Raw genomic sequence first — 21,157 nt, 5'->3', positions numbered from 1 at the left:
GTGCTGGTGGCGTGCGCATTCCGGGCGGTGGCGCACTCGTCCGCGGCAGTGGCGCGTCTGCCCGTGGGGGTGCCGCGCCTGTCTGTGGCGGTGGCGCGCCGGTTCGTGCTGGTGGCGTGCGCATTCCGGGCGGTGGCGCACTCGTCCGCGGCAGTGGCGCGTCTGCCCGTGGGGGTGCCGCGCCTGTCTGTGGCGGTGGCGTACCCGGCCCGGGCGGTGCCGTCCGGGGTGGGACGGCGAGCGGTACGGCGGACCGGGTCACGACCTGCGCGTCGTGACCCGGTCCGGCCGCGGTCCGCCGGCCCGGAGGGCGCCCGGCGTCGGCCCGGTCGGCGTGCGCCTGAGCCGTCGGCGGCGCGGCGGCAAGCGGCCTGAGCCTGAGGCGCTGCGGTGTGTGGTGTGCGTCGGGCGGGCTCAGGCGGTGTGCGGAGTGAAGCGCACCGGCAGCGACTGCGGGCCACGGGTGAACACGCCCTGCTCCACCGGGTCGAACCCGTCGGCCAGCCGGGCGTCGGGCATGGCGTCCAGCAACTGGTCGACGCCGATCTCGACCTCCGCCTTCGCCAGCAGCGCGCCCACGCAGAAGTGCCGCCCGAGCGCGAACGCCAGATGGTCGGCCGCTGCGGAGAACGCGGTCGTCGTGGTCAGGTCGTCACGGAAGATGTCGAACCGGTCGGGGTCGGCGTACCGGCCCTCGTCACGGTTGGCGGCGCCGATCAGGCAGGTGACGGTCGCGCCCGCTGGTACGGTGCCCCCGCTGAGCGTGACCTCGGTCGCCGACTGCCGCATGATCATGTGGACGGGCGGGGTGTAGCGCAGCGTCTCGGCGAAGGCGCGGGGAATCAGACCGCGGTCCTCGCGGACGGCCGCCAACTGCTCGGGGTGCGCGAGCAGGTTGGCGAAGATGCTGGCGATCGCCTTGTCGGTGGTCTCGCCGCCCGCGGCGAGCAGCAGGCTGCAGAACGCCTTGATGTCCTCGTCGCTCATCCGCACACCGTCCACCTCGGCGGCGCACAGCGTGGACAGCAGATCGTCGCCGAGGTTCTGGCGGCGCTCCCGGATGATCGGGAACATGTACTCGGCGAACTCCGCCCGGGTGCGCTCACCGGCCGCCGCGACCGCCGGGTCACCGGACAGGTTGCCCAGGAAGGCGATGACCGACGTGTACCAGCCGTGGAACCGCTCGTGGTCGCCCTTGTCGAGGCCCAGCATGTCCGCGATCACGTTGACGGGGAAACGGGTCGCGTAGTCGTGGACCAGGTCCGCGGAGCCCGTGTGCCGGAAGGCGTCGATCAGCTCACGGGAGTTGCGCTCGATGACGGGCAGGAACTTCTCCTGCAGATCGCTGCCGCGGAAGGCCGGTGCGACCAGGGCCCGCCGTACGGAGTGCTCGCGACCGCTCAACTGCAGGATCGTCTTGCCGTGCACGGGCTCGATCTGCCAGTTGTAGTTGTCGGTGGTGAACTCCCCGTTCTTGTCCTTGAAGACGCGCTCCACGTCCTCGTAGCGCGAGATGATGTAGCTCTGTGTGACGTCGTGCCAGATGAGGGGCGCGCTCTCCCGCATCACTCGGTAGGCAGGGTAGGGATTCTCGGCGAACTCGGGCGAGAGTATGTCGGGTACCTGCTGAGCGGTGGACATGGGGCTCCTAGAGTGAGTCACGGCATGCGGTGACAAGGTTATTGATCAACTACGCACCCCGACAGCCGTGTCTCCGCCTACTGGTCGCCTTACGGCCACCCTTGGCCGAAAACCACCCATGACCGCTCGGCCGGACCGTCCTGCGCCCTCGCCGATCGTGCCGTACTCCCCGCCGCCAGGCTCCCGTTCACCCGGCGTTCGGCCGCGTGTCGGCCGTTGGTTCCCGGGCAACCTCGCCGCGTTCTGGATCAGCGGACTACCATGCGCATGCGTTCGTGGGCGGCACATGGGGGAGGCGCGGTTGTCCGGCAGCTCGCGTGAAGATTCGGCAGGCAGGACGGGCCCGGGGATACGGACCGTCGAGGACGGCCGGGGTGGGTGGGGCGGGCTGCCGCGCGGTGTGCGGCTGTACCGGCTGCGATCCGACGGCTCCGTCCTCCTCGGCGACCGTGACGGCGCCCGGGAACTGGGACCCGAGCGGGACCTGCTCCGGTTCATCGACGACGGGCAGTTCGCCCACTATCTCGTCGGGGATGCCGCCACGTCCCCCGAGCGTCCCTCCAACGCCACCGTCAAACTCGGCATCGTCGGCCCGCGCAGCGCCTTCACCCCGCATGCGCACGGCGGGGAGCACTACGTCCTCAGCCTCGGCTACGCGGCCTGCGGCCTGTACGACAGCGAGCGCGGCCGGGTCACCGAAGTCCCGCTCGCCCCGGGCGAGTTGATCCGCATCCCGGAGATGATGCCGCACTCCTTCGCCAACCGGGACACCACCCCTTTGACCATCCTGGCCGCCAACACCGGCTACGGCATCGACCACGAGGACTACGCGATCACCGCACCCGAGGCGGAGCGCAGGGCGGCCAGTGGGGCGCACGGCAGCGCCGGGCCGCACCCGGGCACGAGCACCCTCGCCCCTACCGGCTACCTCGAACTCGCCGCCGCCCTGCGCGACATCGAGCGGGTCCAGCAGGCGCGGGGACCGGGCGTCACCACCGTGCGCGAACGGCTGGCCGCCCGACTGCGCCGGCTCGCACAGCACCTGGAGGGCCGTCCATGATCTGCCCGCACTGCGAGACATCCCTGCTGCGCAAGGAACGGCCGGGCAACAGATGCGGCACGTGCGGCCGCAGCTACGCCCTCGACCCCAAGACCAACCCGCTGGGCCTGCACGACCTCAGGGTCCGCCGGATCGTCGCCCGGCTCACCCAGGACGGCCGACTGCCCTGCACCCCCGGCCAGTTGTGGTACGCCCTGGCGCGCAAGTCGCTGCGGGCCAGCCAGGTCGACACGGGCTGCGCCATCGTGCTGGGTGTCCTCGGCGCCATCGCCCTGTTCATCGCCGCGGGCTCCGAGGTCATGGCGTTCGGCGTCGGCGGCGGCCTGTTGCTGCTCGTGGCGCTCGGCTTCGTGGTCGCGCGGGTGATGGGCGTCGGCCGGGGCCGTCCCCGGCTCAGCCGGACGGACTTCCGCACCGGCCCGCTGGAGGAATGGAAGAGCGTCTACGGCTCGCTGCCGCCCGGCGTGATCGACGACAGCCGCTACCCGTCCCCGCACGCCGGTCCGGCGCACGACGCAACCGGCCCGGCACCGGCCACCCCGTCCGACCGGCTCGTGCTGGTCTGCCCCGACCGCTCCGTCGCCGTCTTCCTCGACGCTGCGGGCCTGACCGCCCGTCACCGGCTCACCCTCGTGGCCGACCCGGCCGCCCTGCCCGCCGCACCCGGCGCGGGCCCCGTCCTGGTCCTGCACGACGCGGACGCCCGCGGCCTGCTGCTCGCCCGCCGCGTCCGCCTCGCGCAGCCGGGGCGTCCGGTCGTCGACGTCGGACTTCCGCTCGGCGCCGTGCACGGTCTCGCGCGGGCCGTGCCCGTGCGCGGCGAGCCGCCGGGACCGACCGTCATGGCCCGGCTGCGCGACAGCGGGGAGTTCAGCCGCGACCAGCTGAAGTGGCTGGCCAAGGGGTGGGGGTTCCCGCTCGTCGGGGTGCCGCCGGCCAAGCTGCTGGCCGTCGTCTCCCGTGCCGTCGAGCGGGCCGGCGCCGCGGCCGAAACACAGCGGCGGCGGGCCGCCGACATCGGATTCATGACCTGGCCGCGGGAGGGCGGATGATCTGCCCTCACTGCCAGGCGTCCCTGCCGCGCAAGGAACGCGCGGGCAGTGTGTGCGCCCGCTGCGGGCGCGCCTTCGCCCTCGATCCCAAGGTGCACGGCCGCGGCATGCACGACATCCGCATCCGGCGCATCGCCGAGAAGGCCACCGACGCGGGCCGCCGGCAGGTCACCGTCACCCAGCTGTGGTACCTGGCCCGCAACGCCAACCGCACCTGGACGGCGGCCCCGGCGAGCGGACGTCCCGCGTGGGTCGGCCGCTCGGTGGCGGTGGTCCTCGTCGCCGGTCTTGTGGCGCTCGCGTTCCCGGTCGAAGAGGGGTCCCTCTCCGGCCTCCTGTGGTGGGCGGGCGCGGCCGTGGCAGCCGTCGTGTACGTGGTGGCGAAGGGCAAGCCGTACCGTCCCGCGCGCCGCGCCGGTGCGTATCTGTCGCCCTCGCTGCGGGACTTCCGGGCGATGATCTGCGCGCGCTGGGTCGAGGCGTACGGAAGCCTGCCGACCGCCGTCGTCGACGACGAGACGTACCGGGAGCCGGGCGCGGGCACGGCACCGCGCACCGGCGGGCAACCGGAGCCGGACCCGGTGCAGTTGCTCTGCCCGGACCGCGCCGTCCGCGTGTTCCTGTCGGCGAACGGCCTTCCCCGGCGGCTGAACCTGACGCTCGCCGCCGACCTGGAAGAACTCTCCGGGACCGGACCCGTCGTGGTCCTCCACGACGCGAGCCTGCGCGGGCTCCAGCTGGTCGCCGACGCCCGCGCGAGCCGGCCACCGCGGGCGGTCGTGGACGCGGGGCTGCCGGTGCGGGCGGTCGTCGGCAACAGCGCGGCCGTGACACTCCACGAGGAACCGCCCGCGCAGGTACTGCGGGAGACGCCGCTCTGGCTGGCACGGATCGCCCGGACCGCACCCGAGGAGGCGCGATGGCTGATCCAGGGCTGGCGCAGCCCGATCGCCGCGGTCCCGCCCGCCCTGCTGACCGCGGCCGTCGAGCGAGCCGCCCGGAAGGCCCGCGGCGCCGCCGGCCCGCAGCGGCGACCGGCCGCCGCGGTCGGCTTCATGAGCTGGCCGCGGCCCGCCGAACCACCCCTGACGAAGGACGGGACCTGACATGCCGACGGCCACGCGATCCACCGGCCCGGTCGGCCGGCTGGTGCTGGAGCGGGCGATCACCGTCGCCGCACGCCGCGCCGCCTCCCCCGGCGGCATCCGCTTCACCGAGCGGCAGCTGTACTACGAGACCTGCCGGGTGCTGCGCCCGACACCCGGGCCGGTGCGGCGCATCCCGTACAGTCCGGCCCCGCCACTGAGGCTGTCCCGGTTCACCGAGGTGCTGCACGGCAGCAAGCCGGCCGGACTGCTGCCCGCTCCGCCCGCGGGCCGCGCGCTCGACGGGCCCGCGCACGAGCCCGACCTGTACGCGTACGGGCTGCCCCGGCTGCTGATCTGCCAGGACCGTGCCATCGCCCGGATGCTGCTGGCCAACCATGTGCATCTGGAGGCGGCCTGTCCCGTGCTGAGCGCGACGGACGATCTGCCGCTCGACCCCCGTCTGGTGGCGGCCCTCCAGCGGGCCGGGGACGCCACCGTGCACGTCCTGCACGACGCCGCCCCCGCCGGGATCGCCCTGCCCGCGCGGGTGCGCGAGGCCCTGGGATCGGTGCCCGTCCGGGTCGTCTCGCTCGGTCTTGTGCCCCGGCACGTCCAGGCGCTGCGCCTGGTGTCCGGGCGCAGGCCGGGCCCGGTGCCGCCGCTCGGACCCGTGCCCCGCGGGCTCAGGCCCTCGGAGGTCGACTGGCTCGCCGACGGCCGGTTCGCCGAGGTCGCCGCGGTACCGCCGGCGCGGCTGCTGCGCGCCGTGCTGCGGCTCACCCGCGGGCCCCGGCCGGCCCGCCACTCCGTCTGGGGCGAGCTGCGCGAGCTGCGTACCGCCGGCTTTCTGACCTGGCCCGACGCGTGAACTGCCGCGATGCCAGGCCCGGCCCCGCACCGTGCCCACGCCTGACCCGACACCGCCCCGAGGACCGTATGCCCGAGCACCGCAGACCCAAGGACCGAAGCGCATGATCCGCCCACGCGAAATCGGCTACACGGACGAACTGCTCGCCGACCGCAGCGTCCACCGCACCTACGAGGACGGCCGGCAGGAGTGGCGTCGCCGCGGCCCGGCCGGCACGGTGCACTGGCGTGACGACCAGGGAGCCACGGGCACCGACGAACTGCTGGGCGACAAGATCGTCAAGCGTACGCTCGCCGACGGCACGGTGACCTACGGGCGGGACCTCGGCTACGGCCGGACCCTGTGGGGACGCGGCGAAACCCTCATGATCAACCGGACGTCGTTCGGCGGCCGGATGGGCGCCGTCCTCGTCGGCATCGGCGTGGCGTCCCTCGCCGTCACCGCCGCCCAGCTGCCGCCGCTCAGCCTCACCCCGGAGGAGGAAGAGGAGCTGCGCCAGCAGGCGCGGGCCTCCTCCTCCGGCGGCGACAGCGGCGGCGACGCAGGCGGCGCAGACGGTGGCGGCGACGGAGGCAACGGCGACGGTGGCAGCGACGCCGACTGGGACGGCGGGGACTGGGGCGACGACGGTGGCGGCTGGAGCGACGACGACTTCGGCTGACCGCCCGCCCCTCGGCCCGACGGAAGGACGCGCGTACCCGGACACCCGGGCGCGCGGCAACAGGAAAGGACCTGCGATGGCGCGCTTCTGCGTCTGTCTCGCGCCGGGAACCGGCCCCGCCGACGGCCGGCCCGGCGCGGCCGACCTGCACCTCGCCGCCATGGGCGCCCCGGCCGTCGCGCCGGGACTCGCGCTCGTGCGGGACGAACCCGGGCACGCCGAGGGGCCGTTCGACGCGCACGGGATGCGCGCCGTCGGCGAGGTCACCCTGCACAACCGCGCCGAACTCCTCGCCGCCCTCACCGCCGACGGCGCCCCCGCCCCGCCCGAGACCGCCGACGGCGAACTGCTGCTGCGCTGCTGGGCCCGGCTCGGCGCACCCGGTGTCGCACTGGCCGAGGGCATGTTCGCGCTCGCCGTCCTCGACGGCGACGACCTCGTGCTGATCCGCGACCACGTCGGCGCCCGCACCCTCTTCTACGCCCGTGCCGCGGACACCTGGGCGGCCGCCACCTCGCTGCGCGCCCTGCGCCGCTGGCCCGCGCTGGGCACCCGCATGAACCTGTCCGCCGTACGCTCCTTCCTCACCTTCGCCTATCTGCCCGGCGACGAGACACTGCTGGAGGGCGTGCGCGAAGTGCTGCCCGGCCGGGTGCTGCGGCTCACGGCCGACGGCACCGTGACCGAGACGGTGCACTGGGAACCCCGGGAACGGCTGGCCGGGCCGGCCGGCGGATCCGACGACCACGTCCTCACCCTGCGCGCCCTGCTCGAAGAGGCCACCGCACGGCGGCTGCCCGACGCCGAGGCCGTCGGCGTCCTGCTGTCCGGCGGCATCGACAGCTCGCTCGTCACCGCGCTCGCCGCGAAGCTGCACAGCCACCCCGTGCACACCTACTCCATCAGCTTCGGCGACGAACTGCCCAACGAACTCGGCTACTCGGGCCTCGTCGCCGCCCACTGCCACACCCGCCACCGGGTGCTGACGGTGTCCGGCACGGCGGTCGCCGCCCGGCTCGCCGACACCGCGGCCCTGCTCGACAGCCCGGTCGGCGACCCGCTGACGGTGCCGAACCTGATGCTCGCCGAGGCGGTCGCCGGCGACGGGCTGCGCACCGTGCTCAACGGGGAGGGCGGAGACCCGGTGTTCGGCGGGCCGAAGAACCTCCCCATGCTGGTCCAGGAGATGCACGCCGGGACTCCGGGAGCGCACGAGTCGCCCTGGTACGAGGACCGGGCCACCGCCTATCTGCGGTCCTACCGAAAGTGCTGGACCGACCTGCCCGACCTGCTGACCGCCGACGCGCTGTCCGCGCTGGAGCAGGCGCCGCGCCCACAGCGCTTCGTCGAGCCGTACCTCACCGGCCCGGACCGGATGACCCACCTCCTCAACCAACTGCTCCACTGCAATCTGCGCACCAAGGGCGCCCATCACATCCTCACCAAGGTGGAACGGCTGACCGCCTCCCAGGGACTCCAGGGCCGCGCCCCGCTGTTCGACCGGCGGGTGGTGGACCACGCCTTCGCCACCCCGCCCGCGCTCAAACTCCGGGGCACGGCCGAGAAGTGGGTGCTGAAGGAAGCCGTACGGGACCTGCTGCCCGCCACCGTCGTGGACCGGCCCAAGAGCGGGATGCGGGTTCCGGTGCAGCAGTGGCTTAACGGGCCGCTGCGCGAACTGGGCGGCGACCTGCTGCTCGGCCGGGCCGCGCGACGACGGGGCCTGTTCCGGCCGGACACCGTCCGCACCTGGTTGCGCGGCGAGGGCACGCTGCTGCCCCGGCAGGGCGGCAAGCTGTGGCTGGTGCTCACCCTGGAGCTGTGGCTGCGGGCGTACGACCTGTGAACCTCCACGAACGGACCGAGGAGACGACCGACTCGTGAACACCCTTCTCATCGACCCCCGCACCGGCCGGGACCGGGGCAGTGCCCCCGTCGCGCGCGAGAGCGAGGTGCGGTCGGCGGTCGCGGCCGCCCGCGCCGCCCTGCCCGGCTGGCGCGGCCTGACCCCCAAGGAGCGGTCCCGGCGGCTGGAACGGCTGGCCGCGCTGGTGGAACAGCACGCCGACGCGTACGTGGCACGGGAGGCCGCCGGCACCGGCAAGCCCGCCGGCGAGACCACGGGCGAGGTGGCACAGGTCGCCGACCTCTTCCGGTTCTACGCCTCCGCCGTCCGCGCCCAGTCGGCACCGGCCGCCGGACGGCTGGTCGACGGCCACGAGAGCTGGGTGCGCTTCGAACCCCTCGGGGTCGTGGGCGTCGTCGTGCCCTGGAACTACCCGCTGATGATGGCCGCCTGGCGGTGCGCCCCGGCCCTCGCCGCCGGCAACACGGTGGTCGCAAAACCCGCCGAGACCACCCCGGACGCGCTGCGGCTCCTCGCCGAGCACGCCGCCGAAGCGCTCGGCCCCGACGTCCTGACCGCCCTGCCCGGCGACCGGCAGACCGGCCGGCTGCTGGTCGAGGCCGACGTCGACATGGTCGCGTTCACCGGCAGCGCGGCGGCCGGGGCCGACGTGGCGGCGCGGGCCGCCGGGCGCCGGGTCAGTCTCGAACTCGGCGGCAACGCACCCGCGGTGGTCCTGCCGGACGCGCCCGACGACACCTGGGTCCAACTGGTCCGTGCCTGCACCTACAACGCCGGGCAGAGCTGCGCCGCGCCCGCCCGGGTCATCACCCTGCGGGAGAACTACGAGCGGACGGTCGAACACCTGGCCGCCGCGGCCCGGGACCACCTCGCGGGACGGGACTTCGGACCGCTCAACAACCCGGACCAGCTGGCCCGTTACGACGGCATCGTGGAGGCGTCCGCCGCCGGCCGGAACATCGCCGCCGGCATCGCCCCGGGGCCCGGCGAGGAGAACGGCTTCTGGCGGCCCGCCCGGATCCTGGCCGACCTCCCCGACGACGACCCGGCGGTGGTGGAGGAGGTCTTCGGACCGCTGCTCACCGTGCAGTGGGCCGCGGACCCGGGCGCGGCCGTGGCGCTCGCCAACTCCGTGCCGCAGGCGCTGGCGGCGAGCGTGTGGACCCGCGACCTGAGCACGGGCCTGGACCTCGCAGGCCGCCTGAACGCGGGGGAGGCGTGGCTGAACTGCCACCTGGTGCAGACCGCCGAACTCCCGCACGGCGGCCGTGGAGCCTCGGGCCACGGCACCGACCTGAGCACACTGGCCCTGCCCGAGTACCAACGCCCCAAGACAATAACCGCCCGCCTGACCCCCGGAAGGTGAGCCCCGCTCCAACGGCTCCCGCCGGAAGGCGAGCGCGGCGGCGACCACCGCGCCGACCGGCGCCCCGCCACGGCCGCGGCCACCTGCTGGCCACCGCCTGACCGCGGGACACCCGAACCCACCGCGGCATCAAGCCGTCCGGCTCGCCCGGACGCCCCGGCGGCTGCGGTCGGTAGGGTGGTGGCCCGAACTCACCGCGGTAATGCGCCGGGTATGGACGCGAAGCGTGCCGCCTCTGTGCGCGGCAGGTCGTGCAGGACCGGGGTCGGTGTTCGGTGGTCGTTCGGTGGCGTCGCCCTGCTGGCGCGCGCCCATGACCGGCCGCCTCCGGCGTGACGCGCCCGCCGGGCGGCCTCCGGCGTGTGCGGCCCTGCCGCTCCCGCGGCGCGCCGGTCCGTAACCGGTCGGCGGGTTGCGGCACGGCAGCATCCCCGGCTCGCGCCCAGGACCACCAGGGCGTCCGCCGACGCCCAAGTCCACGGCCCGTCACGGGGCGAGCCCCGTGACGGGCCGCCGCTCGCGCACTGCCCGCCTCCCCGCCGACGGCCGGCCGCCCCGCCGTCCCACGCCCCCGTCGATCCTCGTGCGCGCACACGCGTGATGTCCCGTCCCACGGCGCCGCTCGAACGCAGCAGCACGGTGGCCGCGGTGTCCTCGCCGGTCATGCCGCCGCGGTCGGCCGGCCACGGGCCGGGCCCGGAGACCCCGTCCCCCCTCCCCGGTGCCGCGCACGCGGAAGGCGTGCCGCCAACAGGTACCGGAGCGCGGGACGTTCGGGCCCGTGGGCCGGGACCTGCAGCCCCTTAGCACGGTGCCGACGGCGCGGGACATTGAAGGCGCAACGAGAGCCGACCACATCCTGCGTGACACACCCTTCGGAAGGGATGAGCACCATGGCCGTGCACGACCAACCCCACCCGCACCGGGTATTCCGCTTCCCGTCCCCACGCAGGGCGGCAACGGCTCCCGCCACCGACGAGACGACCGCCGCAGCGCCCGCCACCCGCGCATACGCGTTCGCCGGCCTCCGCATCCTGACCGGGTTCGTCTTCCTGTGGGCGTTCCTGGACAAGATGTTCGGCCTCGGCTACGCGACCCCGTCCGGCAAGGGCTGGATCGACGGCGGCTCACCCGCCGAGGGGTTCCTCAGCGGTGTCGCGGCCGGACCGATGAGGTCCACCTTCCACGACTGGGCCGGGGCCGCCTGGACGGACTGGCTGTTCATGCTCGGTCTGCTCGGCATCGGCCTCGCCCTGATCGCGGGCATCGGCCTGCGGCTCGCCGCGCTCGCCGGCACCGCCATGATGGCGCTGATGTGGATCGCGGAGTGGCCGCCGGCCAAGCACCTGTCCGACGGTTCGGCGAGCATGTCGACCAACCCGTTCACGGACTACCACGTGATCTACGCCGTCGTCCTGATCGCACTCGCCGCCGCGGGCGCCGGCGCCACCTGGGGTCTGGGGAGGGTCTGGGCGCGGCTGCCCTTCGTCAGCCGCAACCGCTGGCTGCTGTGAGGGCCGCACGCCCTCCCCACCGGGGCACCTCCGCTCACCGGCGGGGGTGCCCCGCACCCTTGCCCGCCCCCCGGCGGCACGACGCGGGGGAGCGGCCGTTCACCGAGAAACAGGAGGCATCATGCGCGCCCGAGCCGTGCTGGACCCAGCCACCGTGGAGCCGCTGCTCGCGGCCGCCGTCGCGGCACCGTCGATCCACAACACCCAGCCCTGGCATTTCCGTGTGGACCCCGACAGCCAGGTGCTGGAGGTCCACTCGCTGCCGGGGCGCACGCTGCCGCTGACCGATCCGACGCACCGCGCCCAGTATCTGTCCGTGGGCGCGGCCGTCTTCAACCTCCGGCTCGCCGCCGTGCACCTGGGCCGGCGTGCGGAGGTACAGCTGCTGCCGGACCCGCACCAACCCGGGCTGCTGGCCGCCGTACGGCTGACCGACCCGCTCGGCACGCACGAGGAACACCTGGACCGCGGTCTGCACGAGGCCATCGCGCGACGCCACACGAGCCGGATGCCGTTCACCGGACGCCCGGTGCCCGAGCCGATCGTGGCGGAGATGGCGGCGGCCGCGCAGGCCGCCGCCGCCCGCCTGCACATACCGGACATCGCCGGTACGCGGCGGCTGCTGCGCCTGACCGCCGCGGCCGAGATGCGCAACCACGCCCACCCGGCACGCACGGCCGAAACCCTCGCCTGGATCAACGCTCCCGGCGCGGACACCCCCTACGGCATTCCCCTCACCGCCCTCGGCCCGTCCGACGCGGGCAGACGGATACCGATGCGGGACTTCACCGGACCCCTGCGCCTCGTCCCCCGGCCCGCCGTGTGGTTCGAACGCCACGTCCAACTGGCCCTGCTGTGGACGCCGCACGACCGCAGGGACGACTGGCTGCGGGCCGGGCAGGCACTGCAGTACGTGCTGCTCACGGCGACCGCCCATGGTCTGCGCACCTCACTGCTGCACCAGGCCATGGAATGGCCCGACCTGCGCGCCGCGACGGCCCCGCCGCACCACAAGCGGTGCCATCCGCACATGCTGATCCGGTTCGGGTACGGACCGGACGGCACCGGCACCCCGCGCGGCCCCGGGCTGCCCGCGCCCGCCGCCGGGTGAAGAGGGCCCGTTGGGCCCCACCCGAGCGCCGATCCGGGGCTGTTCGGCCCTATCAGCCCCGGGTGGCCCTGCGGCGATCATGAGGCGGCGGCCGGGAAGGCCAGGTTGACACCCGCATCCATGGCACTTCCCGGTTCGCCGTCCGATGGCAGAAGGGGAGGACACCGTCCGGTGGACGAGACGCAGCAACAACAGGTGGGGGCCGAACGGCCGGGGGAGACGGCGGTGGTCTCCGCGTCCGCGGCGACGTCCGGCCGCACGGAGAGGGCGGTGGGCGCACGGCCGTCGTGGACGGAGTGGCTGACGACCACGGACCACAAGAAGATCGGGACGATGTACCTGGTCAGTGCGTTCGTGTTCTTCGTCGTCGGCGGGGTGATGGCGCTGTTCATGCGCGCCGAGCTGGCCCGGCCCGGTCTGCAGATCATGTCGAACGAGCAGTTCAACCAGGCGTTCACGATGCACGGCTCGATCATGCTGCTGATGTTCGCGATGCCGCTGTTCACCGGTTTCGCCAACTGGATCATGCCGTTGCAGATCGGCGCGCCGGACGTGGCCTTCCCGCGGCTGAACATGCTGGCCTTCTGGCTGTTCCTGTTCGGCTCGTCGATCGCGGCCTTCGGCTTCCTCACCCCGGGCGGTGCCGCCGACTTCGGCTGGTTCCTGTACGCCCCGCTGTCGGACGCCGTCCACTCGCCGGGCCTCGGCGCCGACCTGTGGATCATGGGTGTGGCGCTGTCCGGTTTCGGCTCGATCCTCGGCGCGGTCAACTTCATCACCACGATCGTGTGCATGCGCGCGCCGGGCATGACGATGTTCCGGATGCCGATCTTCACGTGGAACGTGCTGCTGACCGCACTGCTGGTCCTGATCGTGTTCCCGGTGCTGGCCGCGGCGCTGTTCGCCCTTGAGTGCGACCGCAAGTTCGGCAGCCATGTCTTCGACGCAGCCAACGGCGGTGCGCTGCTGTGGCAGCACCTGTTCTGGTTCTTCGGGCACCCGGAGGTGTACATCCTGGCGCTGCCGTTCTTCGGCATCGTCTCCGAGGTCGTCCCGGTCTTCTCCCGCAAGCCGATGTTCGGCTACATGGGCCTGGTCGCCGCGACCATCGCCATCGCCGGCCTGTCCGTGACGGTGTGGGCGCATCACATGTATGTCACCGGCGGTGTGCTGCTGCCGTTCTTCTCCTTCATGACCTTCCTGATCGCGGTACCGACCGGGGTGAAGTTCTTCAACTGGATCGGCACCATGTGGAAGGGCTCCCTGTCCTTCGAGACACCGATGCTGTGGACCACGGGCTTCCTGATCACGTTCGTCTTCGGTGGTCTGACCGGAGTGATCCTGGCGTCACCGCCGATGGACTTCCACCTCTCCGACTCGTACTTCGTCGTCGCCCACTTCCACTACACCGTCTTCGGCACGGTCGTGTACGCGATGTTCGCCGGATTCCACTTCTGGTGGCCCAAGTTCACCGGCAAGATGCTCGACGAACGCCTCGGGAAGATCACCTTCTGGACGCTCACCGTCGGGTTCCACCTGACCTTCCTGGTCCAGCACTGGCTGGGTGCGGAGGGCATGCCCCGCCGGTACGCCGACTACCTGGCCGCCGACGGCTTCACCGCCCTCAACACCCTGTCCACGGTAGGGGCGTTCCTGCTCGGCCTGTCGATCCTGCCGTTCTTCTACAACGTCTGGAAGACCGCGAAGTACGGCACGCCCGTGGAGGCCGACGACCCCTGGGGGTACGGCCGTTCGCTGGAGTGGGCGACCTCCTGCCCACCGCCGCGCCACAACTTCGCCGCGCTTCCGCGCATCCGCAGCGAGTCCCCGGCGTTCGACCTGCACCACCCCGAGATCGTCGCGTTCGAGGAGGCGAGGTAGTCCATGCCCCGAGCGGTTCTCGCCCTCGGACTCGCGGCGGTGACCGTGGCGGGCGCCGTCTGGTACCTGCCGGCGCTCGCCGACCTGCGCGCGGGAGCCGACCGGCCCGACTCCCGGCGCGGCGCCGCGACGGCCTGCGTCAGCGGGTGGACCACGAGCGGGATCGTCGCGGCACTGCTGCTCGTCTCGCCGTCGTGGTGGGCGCCGTGTGCCGCGGCGGTGGCCGGTGCGGTCGTCACGGTGGGCCTGCGGGCGCGCGCGGCCGTACAGCGCCGCCGTGAGGCACGTGAATCGGCGTGCGGCTGGGCGGAGTTGGGCCGCGCGCGGCAGGAGTCCGGTGTCGCGCGTGCCCGGACCGTCGTCGCCCTGCTCATCGGCCTCGGGCCCGCTGCCGCCGTCGTGGCCCTCGGGGCGGTCGCGTGGCCCGAGCACGCGCCGGACCGGTGGGCCGTCGCCGTCCTGCCCGCCGCGGTGGTCGGGCTGTCCCTCGCCGCCGCCGTCGCCTACCTCACGACGACCCGGACCGCACACCGCCGCGGCACCGGCACGGCCGGCCACCACCGATGAGGAGCATGGCCCCCGCGCGACAGGACCTAGCGAGGGGGCTCGGCGGCACGTTCGCGCGCCAAGCCGATCTCCGCGTACGCCGAGTCCCGGCCCTCCCAGTGCGAGCCCTCGACCGACTTGCCCGGCTCGAGGTCCTTGTAGACCTCGAAGAAGTGTGTGATCTCCAGCCGGTCGAACTCGGGTACGTCGGTGATGTCCTGGACGTCGTGGTACCGGGGGTCGTGTGCGGGCACGCACAGGACCTTCTCGTCCGGTCCGGCCTCGTCCTTCATGCAGAACATGCCCACCGCCCGGCACTCGACGACGCACCCGGGGAAGGTCGGATCACCGGTCAGGACCAGGGCGTCCAGCGGGTCGCCGTCACGGCCGAGCGTGCCTTCGATATAGCCGTAGTCGGCCGGGTACTGCGTGGAGGTGAACAGCATCCGGTCCAGCCGGATGCGATGGAGGACATGGTCCATCTCGTACTTGTTGCGGGAGCCCTGGGGGATCTCCACGATCACATCGAAGTCCACGATGTCCTCCTCACCTGGTTCCCCGTACCTCCAGTGTGCCCCTGTGCCGGTCCAGGGCCAGCCGTCACCCGGAGCGGATCGCTACACACCGTATCCGGTCGTCACCCGGAGGCACGGCCCAATCCAAATGGGCACCGCCCCCGTACCACAACCAGAGGCCGCGGCCCGGGCTGCGCCGCCTGGCCGGCCGGTTCCCGTGCCGTGGCCTCCTCGATGCGACATGCGATCGAAAAGAAGGATGTGTCCATCATGCGAGCGCAACACGTGAGGCGTCTTGTCGCGGCGTCCGCGGCGGGCGTCCTGGTGGCCGCCGGCGCCGCGATCGGCGCGACGGGCACCGCCGCCGCGGCGACCCCCACCGTGCACACCCGTGTGACCACCGACCGGTGCTTCGACCGCGACTGCTTCGACAATCGCTTCGATCACGGTTTCGGCTTCGATCACGGCTTTGACCATGGTTTCGACCATGGCTTCGGCTTTGACCATGGTTTTGGCTTCCGTCACGGTTTTGACCGCGACTTCGACCACCGATTCGACCACCGCTTCGGCCGCGATTTCGACGACCGCTTCGACAACGGAGCCATCGTGATCGTCGCCCTCCGGTAGTGGTGGGCAAGGAACAGGGGGCTGCAGGACCCAAGGGGCGTCTGACGGGCATCCGCCCGGTCAGGCGCCCCGTTCTGATCGCGGTGCGCCCTCGGCGGAGCGATGCCGAGGAAGACGGCGGCGAAGATCGTCCGGGGGGTTGACGCGCGGACGTGACTCGGCGAATCTCCAGTGGCCGTGTCGCGTTCCGATCGCCTTGCCGGCCGCGGAAGTTGTGCGTCACGGCCGCACCCGCTCGACGAACCCTCCGACCCCTCTGGATCGCGCATGAGCATGTACCCGCCCCCACAGCAGCCCTACGGATACGGGCAGCCGATGTATCCCCCGCCGGCCGCGCCCGCCCCGTGGGCGGGTCCGCCCCCCGGCGCTCTCGGCAACCAGGGCGCGCGGCTCGCCGCCCGGTTCCTGGACGGGGTGTTCATGGTCCTGGCCGTGCTGCTCGTGGGCGGTCTGGTCGTGCTGATCCAGAACCTGACCGTCGACAGCGACCTCATCGGGATGGTTGCGGGGGTGATCGGATACGCCGGGATCGGCCTGGTCCTGCTCTGCTACGAACCCGTCATGCTGTGGAAGTCCGGCGCCACCTACGGGAAGCGGATCTGCGGCTTGCGGGTCGCCCGGCTCGACGACGGCGCCAACCTCTCCTTCTCACGCGCCTGGCTGCGCTGGTTCACCAGCTTCCTGATGGGATGCGTGCCGTTGCTGGGCCTGCTCGACGTGCTGTGGTGCCTTTGGGACAAGCCGTTCCAGCAGTGCCTGCACGACAAGGCGGCCAACAGCGTCGTCGTACGCACCAGGTCCTGACGGGGCGACGCGGCTACCCGAGCGGACCGAGGAAGCGGTTCACCACCTGGGTCAGGTCCGCGATCCATCCGGTCAGTTCGTCCTCGTCGTCCGCGGTGACGCGGCACGGCCGCGAGAGGCCGTCGTGCAGGTGGACCGTCACGCTGAGGGAGTGCCCGCGTCCCGACGTGGTGTGGGAGACGGCCCGGACGGCGTGCCAGGGGAAGTCGCTGGGACGGCCGTTGATCCCCAACGAGATGCCATGGGCATCGGCGACCACGGCGTTCTTGTGGTCCATCGCCAGGAACTCCGGGCCGTCGGCCGCCGGTTCGGGCGGTCCGAAGGCCGCAGGGGGTCCGAAGACCCCGGGCGGTGGCGCCACGGGAGCGGGCGGATACGGCGCGGCGGCGGGGGCCGTCGGCAGGGCCGCCGGGGCGATCGGCGGCGTCGCGGGGGCCGTCGGCGTGGGCGCGGGGGGCGCCACCACGGTCGGCGTATAGACGTGCGGCGCGTTCGCCCCAGGGGGTGTGAGCAGGTCCATCAGGTGTGCGGCGCTGGGACGCCGCCCGGGGTCCTTGGCCATGCAGGCGGCCACCGTCGCACGCAGTCCCGCGGGCACCGCGCTCAGGTCCGCCTCGTGGTGGACGGAGCGGTACATCAGCCCCATGGGTGTGCCCGCCCCGAAGGCGCTGCCGCCCGCCGCCGCGACGAGGACGGCGCCCAGCGCGAAGATGTCCGCGGCTGCCGTGACGGGCAGTCCCTCCGCCTGTTCGGGGGCCAGGAAGCCAGGGGTGCCGAGAGCCATTCCGGTGACGGTCAGCCCGGCTCCCTCGACGGCACGGGCGATGCCGAAGTCGACGACCCGGGGGCCGTCGTCGGCCATGATGATGTTTCCGGGTTTGAGGTCACGGTGGACCAGACCGCAGGCGTGAATGGCCTGCAGGGCCTCGGCCAGTGCGAGGCCGAGCCGGACGAGGGCCGCCTCGTCCATCGGCCCCCGAGCGGCGAGGAGTTCGGCCAGGTTGGGGCCGGGCACATACGCGGTGGCGAGCCAGGGCGCCGGGGCGTCCGGGTCCGCGTCCACGACCGGCGCGGTGTGGAAGCCGCCCACCGCGCGGGCGGCCGTGATCTCCGCGCGGAAGCGTTCCCGGAACCCGGGGTCCCTCGCCAGTTCCGGCTTGGCGACCTTCACGGCCACACTGCGGCCGCCTCGTGATGTCGCCAGGTAGACGGTGCCCATGCCGCCCTCACCCAGCACCCGGTCGATCGTGTAGGAACCGATGCGCTGTACGCCGACGCCTCCCCCCGTGTGGTGTCCGCCCCACCTTAGGGCAGGCCGGGTTGACGGTACGAAAGCCGCGTGCCGAGCGGTACATTGCCGGCACGCTTGTTCTGTGAACGCGCTGGTCGGGTGAAGGGGGAGGCCGCTCATGTTCTCGCTGCCGCTGTGCGACGGTGCGCGCCTCGGGCCGCTGGAGGTCCGGCATGCCGAGGAGTTCGCCGAGCATCTGGACCGGGCCCGCGAGCACATTCGCCCCTGGGTCGGGCCCTCGTTCGTCACCGACGACCTGGACGGTGCGCGCGCCACGCTCAGGCGGTACGCCGAACGCCAGGCCGGCGACGGCGCCCGCCTGTGCGGCATCTGGCGGGACGGCGTGCTGGTCGGCGGCGTGATGTTCACCGATCTCGACGCCGCCGCCGGTTCCTGCGAGATCGGTTGCTGGCTGGAGCCGTCCGCCGAGGGCCAGGGCCTGGTCACGCGGGCGTGTGGCGCGCTGCTGGACTGGGCGTTCACGGTCCGCGGGCTGCACAGGGCCGAGTGGCACTGCCGCGCCGACAACGACCGGAGCGCCGCGGTGGCCAAGCGGCTCGGCATGACGCTGGAGGGCGTGCGGCGCGAGGCATGGCTGTACGGGGGAGTGCGGTACGACCAGCAGCTCTGGGCGATCCTCGCTCCCGAATGGCGAGCCCTTGCGTGATGCCCGGGCTCGGCATGAGCGACGTCCTCCGCGCCGGTCTTCTCCACCGGCGGCGAACGTCACAGGGGCTCCACAAGACGTCTTCGGCAAGGGGTGTCGTGGCGGGGGCGCTCGGGAAGGCGGCCGGACCGTGTGCGCCGGGGGATCCCGGCGGTGCTCCGGTCGTCCCCCGCGGTGGACTCGCCCGGAGCGAGGACGGGCCTCCGTGTGCGTCGATTGACCTCGGTCATGCGCCACGGTCCGCCGCCCGGTCGGCCGGGTCCCGGGTCGGTTCGGCGAGCACGTCGCCGGTGGGCGTGGTCGCAGCCGGGCCGAACTCGGTGGTGAGGGCGTCGAGTTGGCTGTCGATCCCGGACAGGGCGAGCAGAGCGTCCGTGACTGCCTCGGCCTCCGGTCCGGTCGGCCCGACCGGGGCCGGCGGTGCCGGCCGGGAGGGGGTGGGCGACGGCGCCGGGCGGCGGCCGATCGCGCGGCGCACGGCGAGGACGTGCGCCGCGACCTTTGTACGGCGCCACGCCACGCGTGGGTCCTCGGTGAGCGCGTCCGGGGCCGTGGTCGCGGCGGTGACGAGGTGGGACACGGGCCCGGCGCAACGGCGCAGCGCCGCCGCGACGCGCAGCGGGCCGAGGTCCGGCCGCCACCGCGCGGACCGGGCGCTTGGGACGGGCAACGCGGCCAGGACCTTCAACGGCGCCGTGGCGATGACCAGTTGATCGACGCGGTGGGCGAACCTGGCCCGTGCCGTGCGGATCGCCCGGGTGTCGTGCCAGTCGGCCTCCAGCAGTTCGCCGAGCCCGGCCAGCGCCGCCGCCGTCCGGGCCCGCACCACGGCCGACGTGCGGATCGGCAGCACCAGCCAGGACGCGGCGAGGCCCAGGACGGCCCCGACCGCGATCCCCGCGAGCCGGGTGCCCAGGAGATCACCGGAGTCCTGCCCGAACCAGTCGTACAGCAGCGACAGCACGGCGGTCACACAGCCCGCCCAGAACGCGTAGCTCAGCTCGCGCAGCCAGCCGGCCACGGCCAGCACCGAGAAGATCACCACGACCGCGGCATCCGACCTGGGCCCGAACGATCCGGCGACGGCACCGGCCACGACCGTGCCCGCCGAGGCGCCGATCGTCCGCCACACGCCCTTCACGAGGACGTCTCCGCGGCTGCGCGCGCCGCTGCAGACGAGGAACGCCGTGAGCACGGTCCATGCCCAGTGATCCGGCCACAGGGTGCGCCCGACGACGAACGCGCAGGCGAGCGCAACCGCCATCTGCAGCGCCATCCTGGTGCCGGCCCGCATGCCCTTGCGTGCCGGAGCGGCCGGAGCGGCCGGAGCGTCCGGGGCGGCCACCGCGGCCGACGGCGGCCTGCGCACGAGGCCCGTGCGCTGCGCCGTCCAGGTCACCGCGGTACCCCACGCGACCGCGACCAGCGCGGTCACCGCCGCCCACCAGGTGCGCTCGTGCCCGCCCAGGGCCGCGATTCCGCCGGGCACCACCAGTACGGCGGTCAGCGGCAGGACGAGGAGCGTGCCCGCCCGGGTCGCCCGCAGCCCGAACCGCCGGACCCAGATCGATCCGGCCATCGCGAGGGTGAACACCGCGTCGCCGACGTCGGGATGGTGCTGGGTCAGGGCGCTCAGCTCCGTGGCGCCGGCCGCCGCGCACGGCAGCACGACGCAGGCCATGAGCCGGTCGGTCCGGTCGAAGACAAGCTGGACGCGGCCGAAGGACGCGGAGATCACCACGGCCTGCACGACGCTGTCCACGTGCAGCCCGGCCTCGTGCTCGATGAACAGGGACCAGCCGTAGGTGCCGAGCATGGTGACCACGCCCACCGCCGTCGCCCGCAGGTACCACCACCCGGGATCGAAGCGGACCGCCTTGCGCAACGCGGCCGGATTAGTACGCAGCACGTAGAATCACCGCCAGCTAGGATGCCAAGAGCATCGCCGTCGAGAGTTCACCCTCTCGAAATTTAGTAAGTGATACCTTAGCGTTGTGATGTCAGAGCGACCAGCGCAGCAGGCACTGCCCACGGAGGTGCGGCAGGGCGTCGTCCGGCTCGCCCGCAGGCTGAGCGCGGAGCGCCCCGCGGACGGCCTCAGCCTGAACAAGAGCAGCGTCCTCGGTCATCTGCTGCGCAACGGCCCCATGTCGGCCGGCTCCCTCGCCGCCGCCGACCACCAGCAGCCGCAGTCCCTGACCCGGGTCTTCGCCGAGCTGGAGCGCGAGGGCCTGGTCGTGCGCACCCGGGACGACCGCGACGGGCGGCAACGGGTGCTGGAGCTGACGGACAAGGGCCGTGATGCGCTGGTCCGCGACATGGCGCAGCGCGACGCATGGCTCGACATCGCCCTCGCCGACCTCACCGAGACCGAGCGCCAGGTCCTGCTGCTGGCCGCCCGGCTGATGACCCGCCTCGCCGACTCGCCCACCTGCCTCGCCGACACACCCGCCCGTCGCGCGGACACATCCACCCGCCCGGTGGACACACCCGCACACCCCGCCGGCACACCCACCCGCCTCCCCGGCCCTCCGGCCCCCTGAGCCGGCCGACCGCCTCGATCCCGCCCGCCCGACCGCAGATTCCCCCACACTGACG

19 protein-coding genes are annotated in these 21,157 nt (G+C 73.3%); 15 read left to right on the top strand and 4 right to left on the bottom strand.

Translation table 11 applies throughout. The annotated features are described in order from the left end of the window. Window positions 1–414: 414 nt before the first annotated feature. The gene (locus tag ACIRFL_RS30880) at window positions 415–1,641 is read right to left on the bottom strand and encodes a cytochrome P450 (RefSeq protein WP_404034788.1); all 1,227 of its coding nucleotides are present in this window, start codon (window positions 1,639–1,641) and stop codon (window positions 415–417) included. Window positions 1,642–1,942: 301 nt separating this feature from the next. Here ACIRFL_RS30880 and ACIRFL_RS30875 point away from each other — a divergent pair, with 301 nt between their 5' ends. The 11 genes from ACIRFL_RS30875 (at window position 1,943) to ACIRFL_RS30825 (ending at window position 14,676) form a co-directional block, all read left to right on the top strand. Then, window positions 1,943–2,701 carry a cupin domain-containing protein gene (locus ACIRFL_RS30875; protein WP_404034786.1) on the top strand — a complete coding sequence of 253 codons (759 nt, stop codon included), beginning with the start codon at window positions 1,943–1,945 and terminating at the stop codon, window positions 2,699–2,701. Then, a complete protein-coding gene (locus tag ACIRFL_RS30870; protein ID WP_404034784.1) occupies window positions 2,698–3,753 on the top strand; it encodes a hypothetical protein in 1,056 nt (351 codons plus the stop codon). The genes ACIRFL_RS30875 and ACIRFL_RS30870 overlap by 4 nt, the downstream gene beginning before the upstream one ends. Then, a complete protein-coding gene (locus ACIRFL_RS30865) occupies window positions 3,750–4,859 on the top strand; it encodes a hypothetical protein (protein ID WP_404034782.1) in 1,110 nt (369 codons plus the stop codon). The genes ACIRFL_RS30870 and ACIRFL_RS30865 overlap by 4 nt, the downstream gene beginning before the upstream one ends. Window position 4,860: 1 nt before the next feature. Then, a complete protein-coding gene (locus tag ACIRFL_RS30860) occupies window positions 4,861–5,709 on the top strand; it encodes a hypothetical protein (protein ID WP_404034780.1) in 849 nt (282 codons plus the stop codon). A 103-nt stretch (window positions 5,710–5,812) separates the two neighbouring features. After that, on the top strand, window positions 5,813–6,370 hold the full coding sequence (locus ACIRFL_RS30855; protein WP_404034778.1) for a hypothetical protein: 558 nt from the start codon (window positions 5,813–5,815) through the stop codon (window positions 6,368–6,370). 76 nt (window positions 6,371–6,446) lie between these two features. After that, window positions 6,447–8,216 carry an asparagine synthetase B family protein gene (locus ACIRFL_RS30850; protein ID WP_404034776.1) on the top strand — a complete coding sequence of 590 codons (1,770 nt, stop codon included), beginning with the start codon at window positions 6,447–6,449 and terminating at the stop codon, window positions 8,214–8,216. Between the two features lie 34 nt (window positions 8,217–8,250). Continuing rightward, window positions 8,251–9,603: an aldehyde dehydrogenase family protein gene (locus tag ACIRFL_RS30845; protein WP_404034774.1), complete on the top strand. Its 1,353-nt coding sequence runs from the start codon at window positions 8,251–8,253 to the stop codon at window positions 9,601–9,603. An 893-nt stretch (window positions 9,604–10,496) separates the two neighbouring features. Beyond that, window positions 10,497–11,117 carry a hypothetical protein gene (locus ACIRFL_RS30840; RefSeq protein ID WP_404034814.1) on the top strand — a complete coding sequence of 207 codons (621 nt, stop codon included), beginning with the start codon at window positions 10,497–10,499 and terminating at the stop codon, window positions 11,115–11,117. 121 nt (window positions 11,118–11,238) lie between these two features. Then, on the top strand, window positions 11,239–12,228 hold the full coding sequence (locus ACIRFL_RS30835) for an Acg family FMN-binding oxidoreductase (RefSeq protein ID WP_404034772.1): 990 nt from the start codon (window positions 11,239–11,241) through the stop codon (window positions 12,226–12,228). Window positions 12,229–12,399: 171 nt separating this feature from the next. Beyond that, window positions 12,400–14,109 carry a cytochrome c oxidase subunit I gene (gene ctaD / locus ACIRFL_RS30830; protein WP_404034770.1) on the top strand — a complete coding sequence of 570 codons (1,710 nt, stop codon included), beginning with the start codon at window positions 12,400–12,402 and terminating at the stop codon, window positions 14,107–14,109. A 3-nt stretch (window positions 14,110–14,112) separates the two neighbouring features. Continuing rightward, window positions 14,113–14,676, top strand: a complete 564-nt coding sequence (locus ACIRFL_RS30825) for a hypothetical protein (protein WP_404034768.1) — start codon at window positions 14,113–14,115, stop codon at window positions 14,674–14,676. 26 nt (window positions 14,677–14,702) lie between these two features. Here the strand turns inward: ACIRFL_RS30825 and ACIRFL_RS30820 are convergent, their stop codons facing one another. Continuing rightward, window positions 14,703–15,191 (bottom strand): inorganic diphosphatase, encoded by a 489-nt coding sequence (locus ACIRFL_RS30820; RefSeq protein ID WP_404034766.1) that lies wholly within the window; start codon window positions 15,189–15,191, stop codon window positions 14,703–14,705. Window positions 15,192–15,392: 201 nt separating this feature from the next. Here ACIRFL_RS30820 and ACIRFL_RS30815 point away from each other — a divergent pair, with 201 nt between their 5' ends. Next, window positions 15,393–15,797: a hypothetical protein gene (locus ACIRFL_RS30815; RefSeq protein WP_404034764.1), complete on the top strand. Its 405-nt coding sequence runs from the start codon at window positions 15,393–15,395 to the stop codon at window positions 15,795–15,797. 267 nt (window positions 15,798–16,064) lie between these two features. Beyond that, the gene (locus ACIRFL_RS30810) at window positions 16,065–16,601 is read left to right on the top strand and encodes an RDD family protein (protein ID WP_404034762.1); all 537 of its coding nucleotides are present in this window, start codon (window positions 16,065–16,067) and stop codon (window positions 16,599–16,601) included. Window positions 16,602–16,614: 13 nt separating this feature from the next. Here ACIRFL_RS30810 and ACIRFL_RS30805 read toward each other — a convergent pair whose 3' ends face one another. Continuing rightward, a complete protein-coding gene (locus ACIRFL_RS30805) occupies window positions 16,615–17,862 on the bottom strand; it encodes a serine/threonine-protein kinase (RefSeq protein ID WP_404034812.1) in 1,248 nt (415 codons plus the stop codon). Between the two features lie 148 nt (window positions 17,863–18,010). On the opposite strand from ACIRFL_RS30805, the gene ACIRFL_RS30800 reads away from it, so the two are divergent. Next, window positions 18,011–18,559 (top strand): GNAT family N-acetyltransferase, encoded by a 549-nt coding sequence (locus ACIRFL_RS30800; RefSeq protein WP_404034760.1) that lies wholly within the window; start codon window positions 18,011–18,013, stop codon window positions 18,557–18,559. Between the two features lie 226 nt (window positions 18,560–18,785). Here the strand turns inward: ACIRFL_RS30800 and ACIRFL_RS30795 are convergent, their stop codons facing one another. Next, on the bottom strand, window positions 18,786–20,468 hold the full coding sequence (locus ACIRFL_RS30795) for an FUSC family protein (RefSeq protein WP_404034758.1): 1,683 nt from the start codon (window positions 20,466–20,468) through the stop codon (window positions 18,786–18,788). An 88-nt stretch (window positions 20,469–20,556) separates the two neighbouring features. On the opposite strand from ACIRFL_RS30795, the gene ACIRFL_RS30790 reads away from it, so the two are divergent. Beyond that, entirely contained in the window at window positions 20,557–21,102 is a 546-nt protein-coding gene (locus ACIRFL_RS30790) for a MarR family winged helix-turn-helix transcriptional regulator (RefSeq protein ID WP_404034756.1), read from the top strand. Window positions 21,103–21,157 lie beyond the last annotated feature (55 nt).

Origin of the sequence: Streptomyces sp. NPDC102462 (genome assembly GCF_044765425.1) — a bacterium.
GTDB lineage: Bacteria > Actinomycetota > Actinomycetes > Streptomycetales > Streptomycetaceae > Streptomyces.
This window is presented reverse-complemented; position numbering and strand designations above follow the sequence as displayed.

What these genes read in the sequence shown, in the direction of transcription:
- ACIRFL_RS30880 (WP_404034788.1), bottom strand. Translation starts at nt 1,641, where the DNA reads ATGTCCACCGCTCAGCAGGTACCCGACATACTCTCGCCCGAGTTCGCC.
- ACIRFL_RS30800 (WP_404034760.1), top strand. Translation starts at nt 18,011, where the DNA reads ATGTTCTCGCTGCCGCTGTGCGACGGTGCGCGCCTCGGGCCGCTGGAG.
- ACIRFL_RS30865 (WP_404034782.1), top strand. Translation starts at nt 3,750, where the DNA reads ATGATCTGCCCTCACTGCCAGGCGTCCCTGCCGCGCAAGGAACGCGCG.
- ACIRFL_RS30810 (WP_404034762.1), top strand. Translation starts at nt 16,065, where the DNA reads ATGAGCATGTACCCGCCCCCACAGCAGCCCTACGGATACGGGCAGCCG.
- ACIRFL_RS30825 (WP_404034768.1), top strand. Translation starts at nt 14,113, where the DNA reads ATGCCCCGAGCGGTTCTCGCCCTCGGACTCGCGGCGGTGACCGTGGCG.
- ACIRFL_RS30855 (WP_404034778.1), top strand. Translation starts at nt 5,813, where the DNA reads ATGATCCGCCCACGCGAAATCGGCTACACGGACGAACTGCTCGCCGAC.
- ACIRFL_RS30835 (WP_404034772.1), top strand. Translation starts at nt 11,239, where the DNA reads ATGCGCGCCCGAGCCGTGCTGGACCCAGCCACCGTGGAGCCGCTGCTC.
- ACIRFL_RS30790 (WP_404034756.1), top strand. Translation starts at nt 20,557, where the DNA reads ATGTCAGAGCGACCAGCGCAGCAGGCACTGCCCACGGAGGTGCGGCAG.
- ACIRFL_RS30850 (WP_404034776.1), top strand. Translation starts at nt 6,447, where the DNA reads ATGGCGCGCTTCTGCGTCTGTCTCGCGCCGGGAACCGGCCCCGCCGAC.
- ACIRFL_RS30870 (WP_404034784.1), top strand. Translation starts at nt 2,698, where the DNA reads ATGATCTGCCCGCACTGCGAGACATCCCTGCTGCGCAAGGAACGGCCG.
- ACIRFL_RS30860 (WP_404034780.1), top strand. Translation starts at nt 4,861, where the DNA reads ATGCCGACGGCCACGCGATCCACCGGCCCGGTCGGCCGGCTGGTGCTG.
- ACIRFL_RS30840 (WP_404034814.1), top strand. Translation starts at nt 10,497, where the DNA reads ATGGCCGTGCACGACCAACCCCACCCGCACCGGGTATTCCGCTTCCCG.